Annotated in this window: 20 protein-coding genes and 1 tRNA gene; 13 read left to right on the plus strand and 8 right to left on the minus strand. The window is 71.1% G+C overall.

The features are described from left to right. Positions 1-59: 59 nt before the first annotated feature. A complete protein-coding gene (locus UW392_RS49340; RefSeq protein ID WP_320781936.1) occupies positions 60-527 on the plus strand; it encodes a MerR family transcriptional regulator in 468 nt (155 codons plus the stop codon). Beyond that, positions 524-1,540 carry an aldo/keto reductase gene (locus UW392_RS49345; protein ID WP_320781937.1) on the plus strand — a complete coding sequence of 339 codons (1,017 nt, stop codon included), beginning with the start codon at positions 524-526 and terminating at the stop codon, positions 1,538-1,540. Before UW392_RS49340 ends, UW392_RS49345 begins: the two co-directional genes overlap by 4 nt. 34 nt (positions 1,541-1,574) lie before the next feature. Here UW392_RS49345 and UW392_RS49350 read toward each other — a convergent pair whose 3' ends face one another. Together UW392_RS49350 and UW392_RS49355 are read right to left on the minus strand one after the other, a co-directional pair. After that, positions 1,575-2,456, minus strand: a complete 882-nt coding sequence (locus tag UW392_RS49350) for a DUF4429 domain-containing protein (protein WP_320781938.1) — start codon at positions 2,454-2,456, stop codon at positions 1,575-1,577. Between the two features lie 76 nt (positions 2,457-2,532). Further along, on the minus strand, positions 2,533-3,750 hold the full coding sequence (locus UW392_RS49355; protein WP_320781939.1) for an alpha/beta hydrolase: 1,218 nt from the start codon (positions 3,748-3,750) through the stop codon (positions 2,533-2,535). Between the two features lie 381 nt (positions 3,751-4,131). Here UW392_RS49355 and UW392_RS49360 point away from each other — a divergent pair, with 381 nt between their 5' ends. Continuing rightward, entirely contained in the window at positions 4,132-4,437 is a 306-nt protein-coding gene (locus UW392_RS49360) for a small hydrophobic protein (RefSeq protein ID WP_320781995.1), read from the plus strand. Positions 4,438-4,517: 80 nt separating this feature from the next. Here the strand turns inward: UW392_RS49360 and aceE are convergent, their stop codons facing one another. Continuing rightward, positions 4,518-7,265, minus strand: a complete 2,748-nt coding sequence (gene aceE / locus UW392_RS49365; protein ID WP_320781940.1) for a pyruvate dehydrogenase (acetyl-transferring), homodimeric type — start codon at positions 7,263-7,265, stop codon at positions 4,518-4,520. Between the two features lie 437 nt (positions 7,266-7,702). On the opposite strand from aceE, the gene UW392_RS49370 reads away from it, so the two are divergent. The 6 genes from UW392_RS49370 (at position 7,703) to UW392_RS49395 (ending at position 12,486) form a co-directional block, all read left to right on the plus strand. After that, the gene (locus tag UW392_RS49370) at positions 7,703-8,140 is read left to right on the plus strand and encodes a DUF3052 domain-containing protein (protein ID WP_320781941.1); all 438 of its coding nucleotides are present in this window, start codon (positions 7,703-7,705) and stop codon (positions 8,138-8,140) included. A gap of 371 nt (positions 8,141-8,511) precedes the next feature. After that, positions 8,512-8,970, plus strand: coding sequence for a peroxiredoxin (locus UW392_RS49375; RefSeq protein ID WP_320781942.1), 459 nt, complete (start codon positions 8,512-8,514; stop codon positions 8,968-8,970). A 111-nt stretch (positions 8,971-9,081) separates the two neighbouring features. Continuing rightward, positions 9,082-9,657, plus strand: coding sequence for a TerD family protein (locus tag UW392_RS49380; RefSeq protein ID WP_320781943.1), 576 nt, complete (start codon positions 9,082-9,084; stop codon positions 9,655-9,657). A 112-nt stretch (positions 9,658-9,769) separates the two neighbouring features. Then, positions 9,770-10,345, plus strand: coding sequence for a TerD family protein (locus tag UW392_RS49385; RefSeq protein ID WP_320781944.1), 576 nt, complete (start codon positions 9,770-9,772; stop codon positions 10,343-10,345). A 49-nt stretch (positions 10,346-10,394) separates the two neighbouring features. Then, entirely contained in the window at positions 10,395-11,537 is a 1,143-nt protein-coding gene (locus UW392_RS49390; RefSeq protein WP_320781945.1) for a DUF475 domain-containing protein, read from the plus strand. A 214-nt stretch (positions 11,538-11,751) separates the two neighbouring features. Continuing rightward, entirely contained in the window at positions 11,752-12,486 is a 735-nt protein-coding gene (locus UW392_RS49395) for a Tellurium resistance (RefSeq protein ID WP_320781946.1), read from the plus strand. Between the two features lie 40 nt (positions 12,487-12,526). On the opposite strand, the gene UW392_RS49400 is transcribed toward UW392_RS49395, so the two are convergent. Continuing rightward, on the minus strand, positions 12,527-13,477 hold the full coding sequence (locus UW392_RS49400) for a TerD family protein (protein WP_320781947.1): 951 nt from the start codon (positions 13,475-13,477) through the stop codon (positions 12,527-12,529). A 200-nt stretch (positions 13,478-13,677) separates the two neighbouring features. Here UW392_RS49400 and UW392_RS49405 point away from each other — a divergent pair, with 200 nt between their 5' ends. The 3 genes from UW392_RS49405 to UW392_RS49415 all read left to right on the plus strand — a co-directional run bounded on the left by UW392_RS49405 (position 13,678) and on the right by UW392_RS49415 (position 18,375). Further along, the gene (locus UW392_RS49405; protein ID WP_320781948.1) at positions 13,678-14,847 is read left to right on the plus strand and encodes an HpcH/HpaI aldolase/citrate lyase family protein; all 1,170 of its coding nucleotides are present in this window, start codon (positions 13,678-13,680) and stop codon (positions 14,845-14,847) included. A gap of 94 nt (positions 14,848-14,941) precedes the next feature. After that, a complete protein-coding gene (locus UW392_RS49410; RefSeq protein ID WP_320781949.1) occupies positions 14,942-17,503 on the plus strand; it encodes a phosphoribosyltransferase in 2,562 nt (853 codons plus the stop codon). Further along, positions 17,503-18,375 (plus strand): HAD family hydrolase, encoded by an 873-nt coding sequence (locus UW392_RS49415; protein WP_320781950.1) that lies wholly within the window; start codon positions 17,503-17,505, stop codon positions 18,373-18,375. Before UW392_RS49410 ends, UW392_RS49415 begins: the two co-directional genes overlap by 1 nt. Here the strand turns inward: UW392_RS49415 and UW392_RS49420 are convergent. The 4 genes from UW392_RS49420 to UW392_RS49435 all read right to left on the minus strand — a co-directional run bounded on the left by UW392_RS49420 (position 18,359) and on the right by UW392_RS49435 (position 21,809). Next, positions 18,359-19,087, minus strand: a complete 729-nt coding sequence (locus tag UW392_RS49420) for a DedA family protein (protein ID WP_320781951.1) — start codon at positions 19,085-19,087, stop codon at positions 18,359-18,361. The two genes, UW392_RS49415 and UW392_RS49420, sit on opposite strands and share 17 nt — an antisense overlap. Positions 19,088-19,173: 86 nt before the next feature. Further along, on the minus strand, positions 19,174-19,404 hold the full coding sequence (locus tag UW392_RS49425; RefSeq protein ID WP_320781952.1) for a zinc ribbon domain-containing protein: 231 nt from the start codon (positions 19,402-19,404) through the stop codon (positions 19,174-19,176). An 87-nt stretch (positions 19,405-19,491) separates the two neighbouring features. Continuing rightward, on the minus strand, positions 19,492-20,973 hold the full coding sequence (locus UW392_RS49430) for a hypothetical protein (RefSeq protein WP_414497534.1): 1,482 nt from the start codon (positions 20,971-20,973) through the stop codon (positions 19,492-19,494). 74 nt (positions 20,974-21,047) lie between these two features. Continuing rightward, positions 21,048-21,809, minus strand: a complete 762-nt coding sequence (locus tag UW392_RS49435) for a DUF4097 family beta strand repeat-containing protein (RefSeq protein ID WP_320781953.1) — start codon at positions 21,807-21,809, stop codon at positions 21,048-21,050. A 233-nt stretch (positions 21,810-22,042) separates the two neighbouring features. Between UW392_RS49435 and UW392_RS49440 the strand changes: the two genes are divergently transcribed. Next, positions 22,043-22,114: transfer RNA gene (locus UW392_RS49440), tRNA-Val, on the plus strand. The last annotated feature ends 43 nt before the right edge of the window (positions 22,115-22,157 follow it).

Here is a 22,157-nt window from a genome sequence, read left to right on the forward strand (position 1 = left end):
CGCGATATCGCCGGAATGCGCTTGCCTGGAGTGCACTCCAAGGTCCTAGCGTGGGGGCCATGACGGTGACGGAGACCACAGGCGCGAGGGCCGACAGCTGTGCGGCCCCACCACGCGCCGGCCGGCGTCCGGACGGCGCGGACCACTACACGATCAGCGAGGTCGCCGCCTTCACCGGCCTCACGGCGCACACGCTGCGCTGGTACGAGCGGATCGGCCTCATGCCGCACGTCGACCGCTCGCACACCGGCCAGCGCCGTTACCGCAACCGTGACCTCGACTGGCTCGGCCTCGTCGGGAAACTGCGGCTGACCGGCATGCCGGTGGCGGACATGGTGCGGTACGCGGAGCTGGTGCGCGAGGGCGACCACACCTATGGCGAGCGCTTCGAGCTGCTGAAGGAGACGCGGCAGGGAGTCCTGGCGCGGATCACCGAGCTCCAGGACACCCTGGCCGTGCTCGACCGGAAGATCGACTTCTACGCGGACGCCGGGCGGGCCCTGGCGTCGGAGGGAGCTGTGCTGTGACCGGCGACAGGATCGCGACGACACGGCTGGGCGAGACCGGCCCGGAGGTCGGAGTCCAGGGCCTCGGCTGCATGGGCATGAGCTTCGCGTACGGGCCCTCGGACGCGGGGGAGTCGAGGGCCACCCTGGAACGGGCGCTGGAACTCGGCGTCACGCTCTACGACACGGCGGACGTGTACGGCGCGGGGGAGAACGAGCGGTTCCTTGCGCCGTTCCTCGCGGCGCACCGGGACGAGGTGGTGATCGCGACCAAGTTCGCCATGGCGATCCCCCGGGAGGACGTGACGCGGCGCATCATCCGCAACGACCCGCCCTACATCCGCGACGCCGTCGAGGCCAGCCTGAAGCGCCTCGGCGTGGACGTGATCGACCTCTACTACATGCACCGCCGGAACGTGGAGGTGCCGATCGAGGAGTCCGTCGGCGCCATGGCCGAACTGGTCCGCGCGGGCAAGGTGAAGCACCTGGGGCTGAGCGAGGTCACCGGCGACGAGCTGCGGGCCGCCCAGGCCGTGCACCCCGTCGCCGCCGTGCAGTCGGAGTGGTCGCTGTTCAGCCGGGACATCGAGGCGGGCGTGGTGCCGGCCGCCCGCGAGCTGGGCGTGGCCCTCGTGCCCTACTCGCCGCTCGGCCGGGGCTTCCTCAGCGGGTCCTTCGCGGACGCCGACAAGGACCTGACCGCCGACGACTTCCGCCGCGGCATGCCGCGCTTCACCGGCGACAACGCGACCGCCAACGCGTCCCTGCTGGAGCCGGTCCGCGCGGTCGCCGAGGCCCACGGCGTCTCGCCCGCGCAGGTCGCGCTGGCGTGGGTGCAGCAGCGGGCGGAGGTCCACGGCCTGCCCGTCGTGCCGATCCCGGGCACGCGGAAGCCCGGCCGGGTGGCGGAGAACGCCGCGGCCACCCGCATCGTCCTCGGCGAGGAGGATTTGGCCCTGCTGGAACCCCTCGCGGCCCGGGTGGCGGGCGACCGCTACGCCGACATGACCTTCACCTCGGCGGGCCGGGAGTAGACCCGGACGACACGGACGAAGGGCCCCGCCCCGGTCACAGTTCCGACAGCAGTTCCGTCTTCTTCGTCGTGAACTCCTCGTCCGTCACCAGCCCCGCCTGGTGCAGCTCACCGAGGTGGCGGATGCGGTCGGCGATGTCGGCCGGGTCGCGGCGGCGGACCGCTGCCTGCTCGACCGCCGCGGGCACCGGGCCCGCGGCGCGCACCGCGGCCAGCACCGCGGCGGCGAACGGCAGCGACTCGTGTACCGGGCCGTAGCCGAGCCCGAAGACGACCGCGGCCGGGTCCTGGTCGGCCTGCGCGGTCGGCGCGGCCGACGACACCGCCGACGGCACGGCCGGGTCACGGCGCAGCAGCCGCAGATGGCCCTCGAACACCTCGGGCGAGCGCCACTCGACCCCGCTCAGCTCGTGCACCGGGAAACTCTGGTCGCCCGCCTTCCACTTCGCGGAGGAGGCCCCGGTCCAGAACCACCGGAACGTCACCGACGTGCCGTCGAAGGACGCCTTCGCGTCGTACGCCTTGAACTGCCGCGGCGCTTCGGGCGGGGCCACCAGGTGGCGCTCCGCCGGTCCGTCCGCCGGAGGCAGCCGGGCCCGCAGCTCGTCCGCGTAGTACTCGGCGAGGGTCTCCCGCTCGGCCGGCAGCACGAGGCGGTACGGATCGCCCGACTCCTTCAGCTGGCCCGCGGCGGCCTCCACCAGCGGATCGGCGCCCGGCCGCGGCTCGGCGCGCAGCACTACGGTCCCGCGCCTGCCCGGCGTCAGCGTGACCCCGGCGATCGCCTCCAAGGGGATGCGGCGTTCGCCGAGCGCCTGGAAGAGCTTCGGCGTGCGGATTCCCCGTTCGAAGCGGATGAGCACGGAGTCGGACTCGAACTCCCAGGCGGCATGAAATCCGGCCAGTACATCACCCATGCGGCTCATCGTATGCGTGAGGCGCGTCTTCGTCCCCTCCTCAGGTCGGCCGTGGTTCCTTCGATTTCTACGCGCGTCAGGCGGCGGCGGTTGCGGACAGGGCCCTTCCGCACGCGTCATCCTGGTGTCCGCCGTGCGCGCAGCGGACCGCGCGATACGCGCCAACACCGATCTCGGCGAAGTTGCGCAGGCTCTCCGTACCGGGCGCGAAGTACCCCGCGTGCCCCTGCGCGCCCGCGGCCGACACCACCCGGGCCCCGAACTCCGCCGACACCGGATCGGCGCCGTGGCCGAGCCCGCCGACCTCCATGTACGGCACGTCCGCGATCCAGTCGTCGGCGTCCCGCGTCGCCCAGACGCGGGCCGAGGTGCGCAGCTGGGACACCTTCTCGACGCGCATTCCGGGACTTCCCGCGACCGCGATGTCCGTCACCCGCCCCGGCAGGGCCGGCGCGGCGATCCCGCACACCACCGAGCCGTAGCTGTGGCAGTACAGCGCGACGGGCGACCGGCCGGGCAGCCCGCGCACCAGCTGGTCCAGCCGGACGGCGCCCCGCTCGGCGCGCAGCGCGGTGGCGGCCTCCATGCCGAGCCCGCTGGGCGCGGTGTAGTCGGCCCAGGCGATCACGGCGGTGCGGGTCGCGGGATCGACCGCGCGCTCGGCCTCGTACAGGGAGCGCGCCATCCCGACGGGCGCCGAGTACGCGCGGTACGAGCGCTGGAAGGTGAGCACGTCGGTGTCGACGCCGGGCACCACCACCGAGATCCGCTCGGCCGCGTCGAGGTCGCCGAAGACCTCGGCGATCCGGCCCGAGCCCTCGGGGTCGAAGGCGAGGATCTGCCGCTCACGGTCCATCAGGTCCGCGAAGCGGTGCATCCGGCGGCCCGCCTCGTACTGGCCGAGCGAGGACAACCGGGTGTCGTGCGTGCGTTTCTCCTCGATCTCACGCTGTTGGGCGAGCGCGACGCGGTTGGCTCTGTACCGCAGGGCGACGGGGACGCCGTTCATGTTGCCGACCGCGAGCGGATAGCGGCGGACGAGACCGAGGCGCTGCGCCGTGGTGAGCGAGGCGAAGAATTCGGCCATCCGGCCCGGGGAGGAGCCGGTGTCCGGCAGCGCGCGGCCGTCGATGCGCCCGTGCTGCCACGCGGAGAGCGACGTCTGCAGGGGCGAGGACCCGCGGTGGGCGCGGATCGCGGTCCAGCCGGTGGTCGCGAGCATCACGAACACCACGGCCAACGCGAGCAACATGCGCCAGACGTTCAGTTGGGGGGAGGTGTCGAAGGAAGTCACTGGAAGGACACACTAGGAGAACGGAAGGGTCTCACGTCAATCGAGTGACCGGGATCACGTTTCGATGGAGCGAGTCGCATTCGCCCCTTTGGTCCCTCTTCGTGTCGTGCGGCACGGCGCCTCGGCCCGCACGCCCCCGTCGTCCGCCGCGGCCCGTACGTCACTTCTCGGCCGGCGCGCGGCCGGCGCGGAAGCTACGGCGCCGGGACGAGCGGCCGTCGGCTCACGGGCGGAGTCGACGCCGCTCTCCCGCGCCGGGCCCCGGAGCCGCGGTGGGGCCGCGCTCCTGCCGTGCACGGGAGGGGGCTGGTTCAAGCTGGGAAGCAGGGGTACCCGCGTTATCACGGACCCGAACTGACGGCAATGGCATGGGAGTTGATGATGGCGGGCTTCGGCAACAGCACGCGCAGGTACCCCCGCTCGAGTGGCCGTACGGGGTCACGGAGCGGGCCGGATCGCGCGACCCTGGGAATCATCGGAGCCATCTGCGCGATCGCGGGCTTCTTCGTGGCGGGCATCATCCTCGGGCCCGCGGCGGTCGTCTGCGGTTGGCTGGCCATGGGGCGCTCGTGGAACGGCAGCGCCTCCGTCCCGGCACTGATCGCCGTGGTGCTGGGCGGCATCGTCACCGTCCTGTCGATCATCGCGCTGGTCGGCGCCGCCTCCCTCGGGTTCGGAGCCTTCTGACCCACGGGAAGCCGCGCGACGAAGGGCCCCTCGGCCGCAGCCGAGGGGCCCTTCCGTGATGCTCGGACGGGGGACGGACGCTACGCGTCGCCGCCCGCGGGCCCCGGGTCCGCCGCGGCGACGTCCAGCAACTGGTACCGGTCGATGGCCTGCTTCAGCGCCGACCGGTCCACCTTCCCCTCCCGCGCCAGCTCCGTCAGCACGGCCACCACGATCGACTGCGCGTCGATGTGGAAGAACCGGCGGGCCGCCCCGCGCGTGTCGGCGAAGCCGAACCCGTCCGCGCCCAGCGAGCTGTACGTCCCCGGTACCCACCGCGCGATCTGGTCGGGAACGCTGCGCATCCAGTCGGAGACGGCCACGAACGGCCCCTCGGCACCGCTCAGCTTCCGCGTCACGTACGGGACGCGCTGCTCCTCCTCGGGGTGCAGGAAGTTGTGCTCCTCCACGGCGACCGCCTCGCGCCGCAGCTCGTTCCAGGAGGTCGCCGACCAGACGTCCGCACGGACGTTCCACTCCTCGGCGAGGATCCGCTGCGCCTCGACCGCCCACGGCACGGCGACACCGGAGGCCATGATCTGGGCCGCGATCTCGCCCTCCGTCCCCGCGCTGAAGCGGTACACGCCCTTCAGGATGCCCTCGACGTCCACGTCCTCCGGCTCGGCCGGGTGCTGGATGGGCTCGTTGTAGACGGTCAGGTAGTAGAAGACGTCCTCGCCCCCGGGATGCTGCTCGTCCCCGCCGTACATCCGGCGCAGACCGTCCTGCACGATGTGCGCGATCTCGAAGCCGAACGCCGGGTCGTACGCGACGCACGCCGGGTTCGTCGAGGCGAGCAACTGCGAGTGCCCGTCGGCGTGCTGGAGCCCCTCACCGGTCAGCGTCGTCCGGCCGGCCGTCGCGCCCAGCACGAAACCGCGCGACAACTGGTCGGCCATCTGCCAGAACTGGTCACCGGTGCGCTGGAAACCGAACATCGAGTAGAAGACGTAGACCGGGATGAGCGGCTCGCCGTGCGTGGCGTACGCCGAGCCCGCCGCGACCAGAGAGGCTGTGCAGCCCGCCTCCGAGATGCCGTCGTGCAGCATCTGCCCGGTCGGCGACTCCTTGTAGGCGAGCAGCAGTTCGCGGTCCACGGACTCGTACTGCTGCCCGAGGGGGTTGTAGATCTTCGCGCTCGGGAAGAAGGAATCCATGCCGAAGGTGCGGTACTCGTCGGGCGCGATCAGCACGAACCGCTTGCCGATCTCCTTGTCCCGCATGAGGTCCTTCAGCAGCCGTACGAACGCCATGGTGGTGGCGATGGACTGCTGGCCCGACCCCTTCTTCACGGTCGCGTACACCTTGTCGCCGGGCAGCTCCAGCGCCTTCGGCCGCACGACACGCGTCGGGACGTACCCGTCCAGCGACTTGCGCCGGTCGTGCATGTACTGGATCTCCTCCGAGTCCCGGCCCGGGTGGTAGTACGGCGGCAGGCCGGACTCCAGCTCCTCGTCCGGGATCGGCAGGTGCAGGCGGTCGCGGAAGCCCTTGAGGTCGGCGACGGTGAGCTTCTTCATCTGGTGCGTGGCGTTGCGGCCCTCGAAGTTGGGGCCCAGCGTCCAGCCCTTGACCGTCTTGGCCAGGATGACCGTCGGCTGTCCCTTGTGCTCGACGGCCGCCTTGTACGCCGCGAAGATCTTCCGGTGGTCGTGACCGCCGCGGCCCAGGTACAGGATCTGGTCGTCGGTCATGTCCGAGACCATCGCCCGCAGCCGGTGGTCGTCGCCGAAGAAGTGGTCGCGGATGTACCCGCCGGTCTCGGTGGCGTACGTCTGGAACTGGCCGTCCGGCGTGGTGTTCATCCGGTTGACCAGCACGCCGTCCCGGTCCTGCGCCAGCAGCGGGTCCCAGGACCGGTCCCAGACCAGCTTGATGACGTTCCAGCCGGCGCCCCGGAAGACCGACTCCAGCTCCTGGATGATCTTCCCGTTGCCGCGCACCGGGCCGTCCAGGCGCTGGAGGTTGCAGTTGACGACGAAGGTCAGGTTGTCGAGGCCCTCGCGGGCGGCGATGGACAGCTGCCCCAGCGACTCCGGCTCGTCCATCTCCCCGTCGCCGAGGAAGGCCCACACATGGCTCCTGGAGGTGTCCGCGATCCCGCGGGCCTCCATGTAACGGTTCATCCGGGCCTGGAAGATCGCGCCGATCGGGCCGAGTCCCATCGACACGGTCGGGAACTCCCAGAAGTCGGGCATCGACCGCGGGTGCGGATAGCTCGACAACGCGTGCGGCGCCTTCGACTTCTCCTGCCGGAAGCCGTCGAGGTGCTGCTCGCTCAGCCGGTCCAGGAGGAAGGCGCGGGCGTAGATGCCGGGGGAGGCGTGCCCCTGGAAGAAGACCTGGTCGCCCCCGTCCCCCCGGTCCTTGCCACGGAAGAAGTGGTTGAAGCCCACGTCGTACAGCGAGGCGGAGGAGGCGAACGTCGCGATGTGACCGCCGACCCCGATGCCCGGGCGCTGGGCCCTGGACACCATCACGGCGGCGTTCCACCGGGTGGCGTTGAGGATCCGGCGCTCGATCTCCTCGTTGCCCGGGAAGAACGGTTCGTCCTTGGTGGCAATGGTGTTGACGTAGTCGGTGCTGCGCATCTCGGGCACGGCCACGCGCTTCTCGCGGGCGCGCTCGATCAGCCGGAGCATCAGATAGCGGGCCCGCTCACGGCCGCGTTCGTCGACGGCGGCGTCGAGCGAGTCCAGCCACTCCTGGGTCTCCTCGGGGTCGAAGTCAGGGACCTGGCTCGGAAGGCCGCCAATGATGATCGGGTTGCGATCGGCTCCGGAAACCACGCTGTTCCTTCACTGTCAGAGGGGCACGCTTCTGTCTGTGCCTGCACCGTTTCCCATCGTGTACCTCGGGAAGGCGCACGTCATCTCTACCGTGGGGTAGTGGAAACGTTCGCGCGGGCGCCGGGGACGGGCCCGGCAAAACGCAACGATACGCCCGCGTCGTGACGTGTTCCGCAAAGGCATTCGAGTCTCGTACCCTCGAAGGACTGGTGAATGCACATACCGGGCAGAACGGTGGGGTGTGAGGCACTCTTGGTGGTAATTCCACTGCTGGAGTTGCGGTGACACGGCCGGGATCGTCACCGTTTCGGCGGTCTCGAAGGCTGGGTACTTGCGCGATCCGTCCCGCCCGTGTGGACTACGGCCAAGCCTCGCGCACGCGCGTGGCTGAACTTCCCCGGGGGCGACCCCACCCGAACATGATCAGGAGGCAACCCGTGAGCGCGACCGCGGACCACGCGGAGGAGCGGACGAACCCTGCCGCAAGGCTGGGGTTCCAGCCCGAGCAGGTGGTCCAGGAGATCGGCTTCGACGACGACGTCGACCAGGAGCTCCGCGAGGCCATTGAGGAAGTAGTCGGCAGCCCGCTCGTCGACGAGGAATACGACGACGTGGCCGACGCCGTGGTGCTGTGGTTCCGCGACGATGACGGCGACCTGACGGATGCGCTGGTGGACGCCACCACGTACATCGAAGAGGGTGGCTCGATCCTGCTGCTGACGCCGAAGACGGGCCGCGACGGTTACGTGGAGCCGAGTGACATCTCGGAAGCCGCGACGACCGCCGGGCTGTCCGCGTCGAAGAGCGTCAGCGTCGGCAAGGACTGGAGCGGCAGCCGGCTGGTGACGCCGAAGGCGGCCAAGACGAAGCGGTGACGCTCCGCGGGCGGACCGGGCCGTCCCCGGGGCTCACGCCCCGGCCCTGCCCGGCCGCCCGCAGACTTCTTCCGGGATACTCCGGGAGCACACCCGCACCCGCTCCGCGTGCCCCGGCCCGGTGCCCCCGGGCCCTGCCCGGCCTTCCCGGCCGCGCCCGCAGCCGTGCCCCTGCACCGGCAGTCGTGCCCACGCATCCGCTCCGGCCCGCTCACCCGCCCGGAGCAATCCCCGACCCCTGGTCGCACCCGTCCGTCGTGCGCGGTGGGGTCCGCCGGCGTGAGCCACGAGGGTGACCTCCCGCGATGGGGTGTGCCGGCGCTGCGTAGGGTGGCCTCAACGGAACAGCCCAGGGAAGGGAACGCGGAACCATGGCGATCCAGGCCGGCGAGCAGGCTCCCGAGTTCGAGCTCAAGGACAACCACGGCGCCACCGTGCGGCTCTCGGACCACCGCGGCGCGAAGAACGTGGTGCTGCTGTTCTACCCGTTCGCCTTCACCGGCGTGTGCACCGGCGAGCTGCGCGAGCTCCAGGAGAACCTGCCGCGGTTCGTGGACGAGAACACCCGGCTGCTCGCCGTGTCCAACGACTCCATCCACACCCTGCGCGTCTTCGCCGAACAGGAGGACCTGGAGTACCCGCTGCTCTCCGACTTCTGGCCGCACGGCGCCGTCTCGCGCGCGTACGGCGTCTTCGACGAGGAGAAGGGCTGCGCGGTCCGCGGCACCTTCATCATCGACAAGAAGGGTGTCGTCCGTTGGAGGGTCGTCAACGCCCTCCCGGACGCCCGGGACCTGAACGAGTACGTCAAAGCCCTCGACACCTTGTGATTTCTCACTCCCGGGGCCTGCGACGGGTGGGAACCCGTCATTAGGATCGACTCGTAGATCCTGGGCAACGCACGACGGGGCTTCGCCCCTGGACACCAAATGGGAGGACCCGTGGGAGTCAGCCTCAGCAAGGGCGGCAACGTATCACTGACCAAGGAGGCCCCGGGCCTGACCGCGGTCATCGTCGGTCTGGGGTGGGACGTCCGCACCACGACCGGCACCGACTTCGACCTGGACGCCAGCGCCCTGCTGATCGACGCGTCCGGCAAGGTCGGCAGCGACCAGAACTTCGTGTTCTTCAACAACCTCAAGAGCCCGGACGGCTCGGTCGAACACACCGGCGACAACCTCACCGGTGAGGGCGAGGGCGACGACGAGCAGATCAAGGTCAACCTCGCCGGGGTCCCGGCCGAGATCGAGAAGATCGTCTTCCCGGTCTCCATCTACGACGCCGAGAACCGCCAGCAGTCCTTCGGCCAGGTGCGCAACGCGTTCATCCGCGTGGTCAACCAGGCCGGCGGCGCCGAGATCGCCCGCTACGACCTGTCCGAGGACGCCTCGACCGAGACCGCCATGGTCTTCGGCGAGCTGTACCGCCACGGCGCGGAGTGGAAGTTCCGGGCCATCGGCCAGGGCTACGCCTCCGGCCTGCGCGGCATCGCCCAGGACTTCGGTGTGAACGTCTGACCGGCAGCACCCGGCACGCAGAGCACGTACCCGTCCGGCGCCGCACCTCGTCGAGTGCGGCGCCGGACGCGCTCACCACACGAACACTCCGACTCCGGGGAGGACCCGCACCATGGGCGTCACGCTCGCCAAGGGAGGCAACGTCTCCCTCTCCAAAGCCGCGCCGAACCTCACCAAGGTGACGATCGGGCTCGGCTGGGACGTCCGCACCACCACGGGCGCCGACTTCGACCTGGACGCCAGCGCCCTGCTGTGCAGCGGGGGCCGGATCCTCGGCGACGAGTGGTTCGTCTTCTACAACAACCTGACCAGCCCGGACGGCTCCGTGGAGCACACCGGCGACAACCTCACCGGTGAGGGCGACGGGGACGACGAGTCCATCATCGTCGACCTGTCCAAGGTGCCGGCCAACTGCGACAAGATCGTCTTCCCGGTCTCCATCCATGCCGCCGACGAGCGCGGCCAGGCCTTCGGGCAGATCAGCAACGCCTTCATCCGGGTCGTCGACCAGGCCGACGGGCGGGAGCTCGCGCGCTACGACCTGAGTGAGGACGCCTCCACGGAAACCGCCATGATTTTCGGAGAGGTTTACCGGCATGGCGGTGAGTGGAAGTTCCGTGCTGTCGGACAGGGGTACGCGTCCGGACTCCGGGGCATCGCTCTAGACTTCGGGGTCAACGTTTCGTAATACCGCGCACGGCGCGGGGGAACCCCGTTTACATACGATTGGGTAGCCAGTGGTACTGAAAACCTTCGGCTGGTCGTTCGCGGTCACCGCGCTCGGCCTGGTCGCAGCGGTGTTCTACGGAGGGTGGGCCGGCTTCGGTGTCGTGGCCATCCTGTCCATCCTCGAGATCTCGCTGTCCTTCGACAACGCCGTTGTCAACGCCGGAATCCTGAAGAAGATGAATGCCTTCTGGCAGAAGATCTTCCTCACCATCGGCATCCTGATCGCCGTCTTCGGCATGCGGCTGGTCTTCCCCGTCGTCATCGTCGCCATCAGCGCCCAGCTCGGCCCGATCGAGGCCGTCGACCTCGCGCTCAACGACAAGGACCAGTACCAGCAGTACGTCACCGACGCGCACCCGGCGATCGCCGCGTTCGGTGGCATGTTCCTGCTGATGATCTTCCTGGACTTCCTCTTCGAGGACCGTGAGCACAAGTGGCTGGCCTGGCTGGAGCGGCCGCTGGCCAAGCTCGGCCGGATCGACATGCTCTCGGCCTGCATCGCGATGATCGTCCTGCTGATCACCGCGATGACCTTCGCCACCCACGCCCACCAGCACGGCGGCACCCACGTCGACAAGGCGCAGACGGTCCTGATCTCCGGCCTGGCGGGCCTGATCACCTATCTGGTCGTCGGCGGCCTGTCCGGCTTCTTCGAGGAGAAATTGGAGGAGGGCGAGGAGCGCGAGCACGAGGCCGAGGAGGAGGCCAAGCGGCAGGGCAAGCCGGTCTCGGCGGTGAAGCTGGCCGGCAAGGCGGCCTTCTTCATGTTCCTCTACCTCGAGGTCCTGGACGCCTCCTTCTCCTTCGACGGCGTCATCGGCGCCTTCGCCATCACCAACGACATCGTGCTGATGGCGCTGGGCCTGGGCATCGGCGCCATGTACGTCCGCTCCCTCACCGTGTACCTGGTGCGCCAGGGCACCCTGGACGACTACGTCTACCTGGAGCACGGCGCGCACTACGCGATCGGTGCGCTCGCGGTGATCCTGCTGGTGACCATCCAGTACGAGATCAACGAGATCATCACCGGTCTCGTCGGCGTGGTCCTGATCGGCGCGTCCTTCTGGTCCTCCGTCCGCCGCAACAAGGCACTCGCGGCCGCCGAGGGAAAAGCTGACTCCTCCAAGGCGGAGGTGTCCTCCGGCGTCTGACCCGGTCACGAGACCGGTGTGAACAGTGGAGGTCCGGTTCGCTCCGGAGCGTCGGAGCCACGTGTCGACTGCGCCCCGTTCCCGCGGGTGTGAACGGGACCGGGGTGAGGAACGCTTCGAACGGGGCGGCCACCGGGGATCGCTCCCCGGTGGCCGCCCCGCGGCGGTCCACCACGGCACACCGGTACGGACACGGACAGCATGGGGGCGGGAGATGGGCTTCCTGGACAGCCTGCGCGGCAGCCGCGCGGCGGAATTCGACGCCGGCAACGCGGCGACCAACTCGATCGAACTCACCAAACGGCACCAGCGGGTCTCGCTCACCAAACAGGGCGCGGCGACCGGCCACCTACGCATCAACCTCTCCTGGCGGATGCGCACCTCCGACATAGGCATCCGGCGCCCGAGCCTGCTGCGCCACCCCTTCCAGGCGCTCAAGCCGGACGAGGTCCAGGGCCACACCCAGAGCATGGTCAACGTCGACCTCGACCTCGGCGTCATGTACGAGATGCAGAGCGGCACCAAGGGCGTGGTCCAGCCGCTCGGCGGCTTCCTGGGCGACACCAACGCCCCGCCGTACGTGAAGCTCAGCGGTGACGACCGGTTCGGCTCCGGGACCGGCGAGACGGTGTACGTCAACCTCGACCACCGCGACGCCATCAAGCGGCTCCTGGTGTTCGTCTACATCTACGACCAGACCCCGGCCTTCGACCGTACCCAGGCCTCCGTCACGCTCTACCCGAGCAACGGCCCGCGGATCGAGATCAACCTCGACGAGCGCCAGCCCGAGGCGCGGTCCTGCGCGGTGGTGATGATCGAGAACGTCAAGGACGAGATCGTCGTCCGCCGCGAGGTGAAGTACGTGTACGGCTTCCAGGGGGAGCTCGACCGCCTGTACGGGTGGGGACTGCAGTGGGGGCGCGGCCACAAGACGAAGGCGGACCGCTGACGGCTACCGGCTGCCGGTCGCGGTGCTGCCGGTCACGGTCCTAGCGGCCGATGAACTGCGGCCCCTGCGGCGGGAGGGTGAAGTCCGGGTCCGGCAGGGCTCCGGTGGGCTGCGGGTAGCCGTACGCCGGGGCCGCGCCCGAGGTCACGGGCGGCTGCTGCGGGTGCGGATAGCCGTAGGCGGGGCGCTCCGCCTGTGCGGCGGCCGGCTGCGGATAGCCGTACGCGGGCCGGCCCGTCGGCTGGGTGGGCGCCGCCGGGGGATAGCCGTAAGCCGGCTGCTGGGGCACCCCCGACGTGGGCTGCTCCGGGGGGAGGGGCACGGAGGCGTCCGGAGCCTGCGTCTCGGCGGCCTGGGACTCGGCGGACTGCGCGGCGGGGGCCTGCAGCTCGTATGCCTGCGCGGCCGCCTCCGACTGCGCGGCGGCCTCGGCCTGCGCGGCGGCTTCTGACTCGTCCACCGAGATGCCGAAGTCCGTCGCGAGCCCCTGCAGACCGTTGGTGTAGCCCTCGCCGAGCGCGCGGAACTTCCAGCCGCCGCCGCGCCGGTACAGCTCCCCGCAGATCAGCGCAGTCTCCTCGCCGGTCTCCGGCGCGATGTCGAAGTACGCGAGCGGTTCCGCGTCGGCCACGGTGGCGTCGTACAGCAGGATGCGCAGCGACTGTACGCGGTCGAAGGTGACGTCGTCGGCCGAGGCGACCAGCAGAATCTGTCCGACGGCGGGCTCGACCCCCGCCAGATCGGTCTGGATCGTGTCGGTCAGGCCCTCGGCGACGCGCTTCTTGCCGAGCCGCCAGACCTTGCCGGAAGGATGGCGAGGCTGGTTGTAGAAGACGAAGTCCTCGTCGGACCGTACGCGGCCGTCGGTGCCGAGGAGCAGCGCCGAGGCATCGACGTCCGGGACGCCCTGCCCGGTCGTCCAGCGCAGCACGGCGCGCACCGCCGTGGCGTCCAGCGGGACGTTCGACCCCTTCAGCATCGCGTGCGTCATGCGGTCATCCTGCCTCCTCGGTCCTGGTCACGACAACGCGGGGGGCGGGTATATCCAGGCCGGGCCGACCGGTTCCGGTGGGGTTGTGCAGGTGCGCGTTACCGGAACTTCATGCCCTGCGGGAACCACCGACATGGAACCCTACGTACTATTACCGGCCACTCGTTCGACAGGCCGACCAGCCGCCACCAGGGACTCACATGCGTCATTTCGGGTACCTCCCGCCTGAGGAGCGTCAGCGCCTCTTCCACCAGGAGCCGGCCGTCTTCACCGCCGACTCCCCGTCCCGCGTCCTCGCGGCGGCTCTCGGGGCCACCCTCTACAGTCCCGCCACCCGTCCCCGGCTGGCCGACGACGTGATCAAGCAGGCCGGGCGCGGGGTGGTCTCCATGGTGCTCTGCCTGGAGGACTCCATCGACGACGCCGAGGTCCCGGGCGCCGAGGAGAACCTCGTCCGGCAGTTCGCCGACCTCGCCACCCGGCCGACGGCGGACCTCCCCCTCCTGTTCGTCCGGGTCCGCGCCCCCGAGCAGATACCCGACCTCGTACGGCGCCTCGGTACGGACGTACGGCTGCTGTCCGGTTTCGTACTGCCGAAGTTCACCGAGGAGCGGGGCGTGCCGTTCCTGGAGGCGCTCACCGCGGCCGAGGCGGCCTGCGGACGGCGGCTGTTCGCGATGCCCGTGCTGGAGTCGCCCGACCTGCTGTACCTGGAGACGCGCGTCGCGGCCCTGCAGGGCATCGCCCGCACCGTCGACAAGTACCGCGACCGGGTGCTCGCGCTGCGCCTCGGCGTCACCGACTTCTGCTCCTCGTACGCGCTGCGCCGGGCGCCCGACATGACCGCCTACGACGTGCGGATCGTGGCGTCGGTGATCGCGGACGTGGTCAACGTGCTGGGCCGGGCGGACGGCACCGGCTTCACGGTGACCGGGCCCGTGTGGGAGTACTTCCGGGTCTCCGAGCGCGTCTTCAAGCCCCAGCTGCGGCACAGCCCCTTCCTGGAGCAGCAGGCCGTCGGCCTGCGCCAGGCGCTGCTGGAGCACGCGATGGACGGCCTGCTGCGGGAGATCGCCCTGGACCAGGCCAACGGCCTCCTCGGCAAGACCTGCATCCACCCCTCGCACGTGCTGCCCGTGCACGCGCTGTCGGTGGTCAGCCACGAGGAGTTCAGCGACGCGCAGGACATCCTCCGGCCCGAGCGCGGCGGCGGAGGCGTGCTGCGGTCCGCGTACACGAACAAGATGAACGAGGTGAAGCCGCACCGCGCCTGGGCCGAGCGCCTCCTGCAGCGCGCCGAGGTGTTCGGCGTCGCCAACGAGGACATCGGCTTCGTGGACCTGCTGGCGGCGGGGCAGCGGGCCGCCTGACGGCCCCTGGGGCGTACGCGCGTATGAGCGTACGCGCGTACGACAAAGCCGACGTATCCGCCGACGTACTCGTCGACGTATCTGCAAGGAACCGATGAACAACAACGAGGTCTGGTCCGGGACCTGGGTCGCCGAGCGGCTCGGAGTCGAACTGGCCGGTGAAGACGGTGGCAACGGCGACATCGGTGACAACGGTGACAACGGTGACCGGCTGCGCGGTCTGCTCGGGCTCGCGCTCCGGCGCAACCCCAAGCGCGCGCACCTCCTGGTGTCGAACGTGCTCGGCAAGCACGTACCCCAGTCGCCGTCCGTCGTGTACGGGCACGGGGTCGCCCTCGGACGCCGGGTGCGCGCACTGCTCGGCGACCGGGAGGCGGCCGCGGCCGTGGTCCTTGGGTACGCGGAGACAGCCACCGGCCTCGGGCACTCGGTCGCCGACGGGGTGGGCCTCGCGCCGTACCTCCACTCCACCCGGCGGCCCGTCGCGGGCGTGGCCCGGGCCGGCGGCTTCGAGGAGTCGCACTCCCACGCCACCTCCCACCTGCTGCTGCCCGAGGACCCGGCGCTGCTCGCGGGCGACGGGCCGCTGGTGCTGGTCGACGACGAGTTCTCCACCGGCAACACGGTCCTGAACACCATCCGCGAGCTGCACGGGCGCTATCCGCGCGGGCGGTACGTGATCGTGGCGCTCGTCGACATGCGGTCGGCGGCGGACCTCGGGCGCCTGGACGAGTTCGCGCGTGAGATCGGCGCCCGCGTGGACCTGGTGGCGGCGGCCTCGGGGACCGTACGGCTCCCTGAGGGCGTGCTGGAGAAGGGACGGGCGCTGGTGGCGGAGCACGAGGCGGCCGAGGCCGTCCCTACGACCGCGGCGGCACCGTCGGTCACCCGCGTCGAGCTCGGCTGGCCCCACGGCGTCCCCGACGGCGGCCGGCACGGCTTCACCCCCGCGCACCGTACGGTCCTGGAGGACACGCTGCCCGCCATGGCGGGCAGGATCGCGGACGCCCTCCCGGCCGGGACGCTCCGTGTGCACGTGCTCGGCTTCGAGGAGCTGATGTACGCGCCGTTGCGGCTGGCGGTGGAGCTGGAGCGGCAGATCGGTGCCGGCGCCGGTACTGGTGCGGAGGCCGCTGCCGGTACTGGTGCGGAGGCCGGCGCCGGTACTGGTGCCGAGGTGCGCTACTCCACCACCACCCGCTCACCCGTCCTCGCGGTCGACGACCCCGGCTACGCGATCCGCAGCCGTCTCGTCTTCCCCGCCCACGACGACCCCGCCGACGGCCCCGGTGAGCGCTACGCCTACAACGTAGCGGGCGCCGGCTTCGACGCGGTCGTCGCCGTCGTCGACTCGGCTGCCGACACCCCGGCCCTGCACGCCCCCGACGGCCTGCTCGCCCGGCTGGCCGCGCACGTCCCGCACGTCCTGCTCGCGGTCCTCCCCTCGTACGTCCCCGCGCCCGCGCACGCCCCTGCGCACGCCCCCGAAAGGCTCCCCATGCTGCCCGAGCCCCTCCGCGGCCCCGCCTTCTCCTCGTACGCGCCCGACGAGGTCGGCTGGCTGCTGCAGGACCTCTCGGACGTCACATTGGAAGCGCCCACCGAGGAGCGCGAGGAGGCCGTCCAGAGCGGGGGAGCGCACTACGCGGAGTCGCTGCCGGTGGAGTACCAGCCCAGCGAGCAGTACCAGGCGCTCTTCCACAGCGCCCTGGACGCCTCCGCCGCGCGCATCGCCCGGGCCGTGGGCGTGGTCACCGAGACCGTGCTGGCGGAGAGGTCGCCGCGGCCCGTGCTGGTCTCCCTCGCCCGCGCCGGCACCCCCGTCGGCGTCCTGATGCGCCGCTGGGCGCTGCACCGGCACGGCCTCGACCTGCCGCACTACGCCGTCTCCATCGTGCGCGGCCGCGGCATCGACGCCAACGCGCTGCGCTGGCTGGCCGCGCACCACGACCCGGCCGACGTGGTGTTCGTCGACGGCTGGACCGGGAAGGGTGCCATCACCCGGGAACTCGCGGAGGCCGTACGGGACTTCGAGGTGTCCGACGGCACCACCGGCTTCGACCCGGAGATCGCGGTCCTCGCCGACCCCGGCTCCTGCGTGCGCACCTACGGCACCCGCGAGGACTTCCTCATCCCGTCCGCCTGCCTCAACTCCACGGTCTCCGGGCTGGTCTCGCGCACCGTGCTCCGCGCGGACCTGGTCGGCCCGGACGACTACCACGGTGCGAAGTTCTACCGCGACCTCGCCGGCGCCGACGTGTCGAACGACTTCCTGGACGCCGTCTCGGCCCGCTTCACCGAGGTCGCGGACGCGGTGGACGCCAAGGCCGAGGAACTGCTCTCCGCCGACCGCACCCCCACCTGGGAGGGCTGGGCGGCCGTCGAGCGGATCAGCGAGGAGTACGGCATCCACGACGTCAACCTCGTGAAGCCGGGCGTCGGCGAGACCACCCGCGTCCTGCTGCGCCGCGTTCCGTGGAAGATTCTCGCGCGGGCCGGCGCGGGCGCCGACCTCGACCACGTACGCCTGCTGGCCGAACAGCGCGGGGTACCGGTGGAGGAGGTCGACGGCCTCCCGTACACCTGTGTGGGGCTGATCCACCCCCGGTACACACGGGGCGCCACCGGCGCCGACGGAAAGGCGGTGGCCGTCTGATGGCCGGCCAGGTGACGGAGGACGCCCTCCAGGTGACCCAGGTGTCCCAGGTGACCCAGGTGACGAACGGCGCCGTCCTGGTGGCGAGCGACCTCGACCGTACGCTCATCTACTCGACCGCCGCGCTGGCGCTCACCGCGCCCGACCCGGAGGCGCCCCGGCTGCTCTGCGTGGAGGTGTACGAGGGCAAGCCGCTGTCGTACCTGACGGAGACCTCCGCCGCGCTGCTCACCGAGCTCGGGGAGGCGGCGGTGTTCGTGCCGACCACGACCCGGACGCGCGCGCAGTACCAGCGGATCAACCTGCCGGGCCCGGCACCGAAGTACGCGATCTGCGCGAACGGCGGCCACCTGCTCGTGGACGGGGTCTCGGACCCGGACTGGCACGCGCGCGTCCTGGCCCGGCTCGCCGACGAGTGCGCCCCGCTGGACGAGGTGCGCGCCCACCTGGAGGCCACCGCCGATCCGCTCTGGACGCGCAAGCACCGGGTGGCGGAGGACCTGTTCGCCTACCTCGTCCTCGAACGTGAGCTGCTGCCCGAGGACTGGGTCAAGGAGCTCGCCGTCTGGGCCGAGAACCGTGGCTGGACGGTCTCCCTCCAGGGCCGCAAGCTCTACGCCGTGCCGAAGCCGCTCACCAAGAGCGCGGCGATGCGGGAGGTGGCCCGCCGCACCGGTGCCGGGCTGACGCTCGCGGCCGGGGACTCCCTGCTGGACGCCGATCTGCTGCTGGCGGCGGACCGCGGCTGGCGCCCGGGGCACGGGGAGCTCGCCGACAGCGGCTGGGCGGCCCCCACGGTCACCGCGCTGCCGGAACGGGGGGTGGCCGCGGGGGAGCGGATCCTGCGGGAGTTCCTCAGCGCCTGCCGTTAGACGACGAGGCGGCCGTGTCGCTCCCGACCGTGCCGACGGTGCCGTCCGTGCCGGCCGAGTCGCTCCCGCCGCCGCGACGGCGGGAGCCGGGTCCCTTCTTGAACAGCCGCAGGACCACGAAGGCCAGTACGGCGAGGACGGCGAGGCCCAGTACGACCTTCGAGTAGGCGGAGACGATCGACACCACCTCTCCCCAGTTCTCGCCGAGGAAGTAGCCGGCGAGGACGAAGATCAGGTTCCAGATGGCACTGCCGAGGGTGGTGAGCAGGGTGAACGTGGGCAGCGGCATGCGTTCCACACCGGCCGGCACGGAGATCAGGCTGCGGAAGACCGGGATCATCCGGCCGAAGAAGATCGCCTTGGTGCCGTGCTTGAGGAACCACGCCTCGGTCTTCTCGATGTCCGAGACCTTCACCAGGGGCAGACGTCCCGCGATGGCGACGGTGCGGTCACGGCCGAGGAGCGCGCCGACACCGTAGAGCGCGATGGCGCCGATGACCGAGCCGGCGGTGGTCCACAGCAGGGCCGCGATCAGGTTCATGTCGCCCGTGCTCGCCGCGAACCCGGCGAGCGGGAGGATGATCTCGCTGGGCAGGGGTGGGAACAGGTTCTCCAACGCGATCAGCAGCCCGGCGCCGGGCGCGCCGAGCGTCTCCATGAGGTCGCTGATCCACTGCGGTGCGGGGCCGGCCTCCGCCGCCATGACTGTCATACGACAACGGTAGGTGCGTGAAGCTGAAGGGGAGCTGAGGATTCCGTCACCCTGCCCCAGCGGCAACAGCCTCAGCCTCGACGACTTCAGCCGCAGCAGCCCCCACCGCAGCAACCGCCACCGCCACCGCCGCCGCCCGTCGGACGGGACGCGGCGGCCGGAGCGGAGGCCGAGCCGCCCACCGCCACCGTCGACAGGAGCTTGACCGTGTCGGCGTGACCGGCGGGGCAGTCGGCGGGCGCGGCGGACTCCGCCATGGGACGGCTCAGTTCGAAGGTGTCGCCGCAGGTCCGGCAGCGGTACTCGTAGCGAGGCATGCGGACAGGTTAGCGGGGCGCACCGACACTCAGGAGGCCTCGAGCGCTCGGGAGGCCGAGACGGAGCTCGGGGGAGGCCCCGTGCGCTCAGGAGGCTCCCGCGCCGCGGTCCTCGCGGATCCGGTTCACGACCCGGGCCACGTTCGCCCGCACCGCCTCCGTCTCCGTCAGGAAGTGCCAGTAGTCGGGGTGCCGTCCCTCCAGTGTGGCGATCGCGCGCTCCAGCCGGGCGACGGAGTCGTCGAGCGGGCGCGCGTGCCGCGGATCGGGGGTGGCCCGGCCCGCCATGGCCAGCCGCTGGGCGTCACGGATCGCGAACCGGGTCCGCTCGATCTCCTGCTGCGGGTCCTTCTGTACGGCGTTCAGCCGCTGCAGCCGGTCGCCCGCCGCGGAGACGGCCTCGTCCGTGGCGTTCAGCAGCGCCCGTACGGTCGACAGCAGGGCGGTGGCGTCCGGCCAGCGCTGCTCGTCGCGTGCGGCCCGGGCCTCCACGAGCTTCCCCTCGGCCTGCCGTACGTCCCGCGCGGCCTGGTCCGGCACGTTCTGCAGGTCCTGCCAGCAGGCGGCCGAGAACCGCCGGCGCAATTCGCTGAGCACCGGTTCCACCTGCTCGGAACGCGTGGTCAGCGCCTGCGCGCGGGTGCGCAGCGACACCAGCCGGCGGTCTATCTCGGCGGCCCGCTCCGGCAGCCGCTCGGCCTCCGCGCGCACCGCCTCGGCCTCCCGTACGACCCGGTCGGCGCGCTCCAGGGTCCCCGGCACACCGTGCTGTCCGGCGCCCTGGTTGAGCTTGGTCAGCTCGGGGGCGAGGGCGGCCAGCCGGGCGGCGAGGTCGTCGGCCTCCAGTCCCGACCCCCGTACGGAGTCGAGGGCGCCCGTGGCGGCGAGCAGGGCCTGGCGGGCGCGTTCGACCGCCGGGGCGAGCCGGGCCAGCTGGGTCTCGGCCTTGCCGAGCAGCGGCCCGAGCCCGGCGGCGAAACGGTCCAGCTCCTCCTTGACCCGCCCGAGCTCGTCCTTCGCGGCGGTCAGCTCGGCACGGGCGCGGGAGGCGGCGGAGGACTCCAGGTCGTCCCGGTCGAGATCATGGGCGTCCACGGCCTCGATGTACCGATGACTGGCCTCGTCGATCCGCCGCCCCAGCGCCTCGAACCCGGAGACGGCACGGCGGGCATCGGGGGAATCATCGACAGCGCTGATCGTCTCTATGGAGATCCGCAGATCGCGCTGGGCGGTGTCGAGCTCGTAGAACGCGGCCGCGGCGGCGTCCTTCGCGGCCTGCGCCTCGGCCCGCTGGTTCTCGGCCCGCCCCCCGAACCACCGTCGCGTCCCGCCACCCGTGAAGGCCGCGGGCAGGGTGAGCAGTGCGAGCACGGGAACGGCCGCCACGAGGGTCAGCAGGTCACGGGCACCCGCGCCACCACCGGACCCGCGACGCGGACCGCCGGGCCCACCAGCCGAACCAACTACACTTCTCGGACTTCGTGCCTGCGGGAGTCCGGACCGGCGACGTGCTGCGCGACGCGCCCATGGCGCAAACGGCGTGTACGGCTGCGAAGGTATCGCCGTCACATCCCTCTCCCGTGCTGTGATCCGCCCTGCCCGAATTCATTCTCCCACTGGACAAGGACGAACACACGGGTCGTTCAGTTCGCCGTGCGCACCTTGATCGATCCGTCGTTCGTCCGAGCGGTGACCACATGGTCGCTGGACTCGTCGCGGGGCACGGACACGTCGACCGACCCGTCGGAGCTCTCGGCCGTCACGCGGTACGTCTCCTGGGGCAGCGCTATATCGACGGAGCCGTCGGCGCTGCGGGCCTCCAGCAGGTCCGGCACGGCCCGCAACTCGAGCCGGACGGACCCGTCCTCCGTACGGGCCTTGACGCTCGGCGCCTCGATCCCCTCCGCGCGCACGGCCCCGTCCTCGCTGTCCACCTCCAGCGGCCCGCTGCTGTCCGAGACCCGCACCGACCCATCGGCCGTACTGATGCGCAGCGCCTCCTCGAACCCCTTGGCGGTGACACTCCCGTCCGTGCTCTTCACCGTGACGGCGACACCGCGCGGCACCTCGACCCGATGCCTGGCCGAGCAACTGGTGATGAACCCCCGGCACTTCGTACGCAGCTCGAGCCGGTCGTCCTCCATCCCCCAGGACACGCCGGCACTCCCCACGACGGCACGACCCGCGAACCACCGGGTCACCCGCACCTCGCCCACGTCGGCGGGCACGAGCTCCAGCGCGGAGTCATCGGAATCAATGGTGAGGGCACGCCCCTGGAGGGCGAAGGACCGCTGCTCCGGATCACTGTCCTCCCCGGCCTCGGCACCGCACGCGGCGAGCGCCCCCACGAGCACCGCGACCACTCCGGTGACGGCGCCCGCCCGGACACGCCTTGTACGAACCATGAGAACTTCCCCCTGAACCATTGACGTGCATCAACCTGCGAGAGAACGGGGATCCAAGACCAGCTCCCCCGACGTCTCCGACGCTACGGCCCGTCTCGACCCACCAGAATCCGGCCCACTCCCCGAAGCAGGGTGGGGTTAACCCCCGCATCGCCCTCGCCGTGACGCACTCCCACCCCCACCTCGGGTTTGCAGGGCACGCCCTCGGGCCATGTAGGCTGTCGACTCGTCCCGGGCGCGTAGCTCAGCGGTAGAGCGCCGCCCTTACAAGGCGGATGTCGGCGGTTCGAAACCGTCCGCGCCCACCGGGGAAAGGCCCCCAGCCGATCATGGCTGGGGGCCTTTGAC

The sequence above is a fragment of the Streptomyces sp. CRN 30 genome (assembly GCF_034105845.1).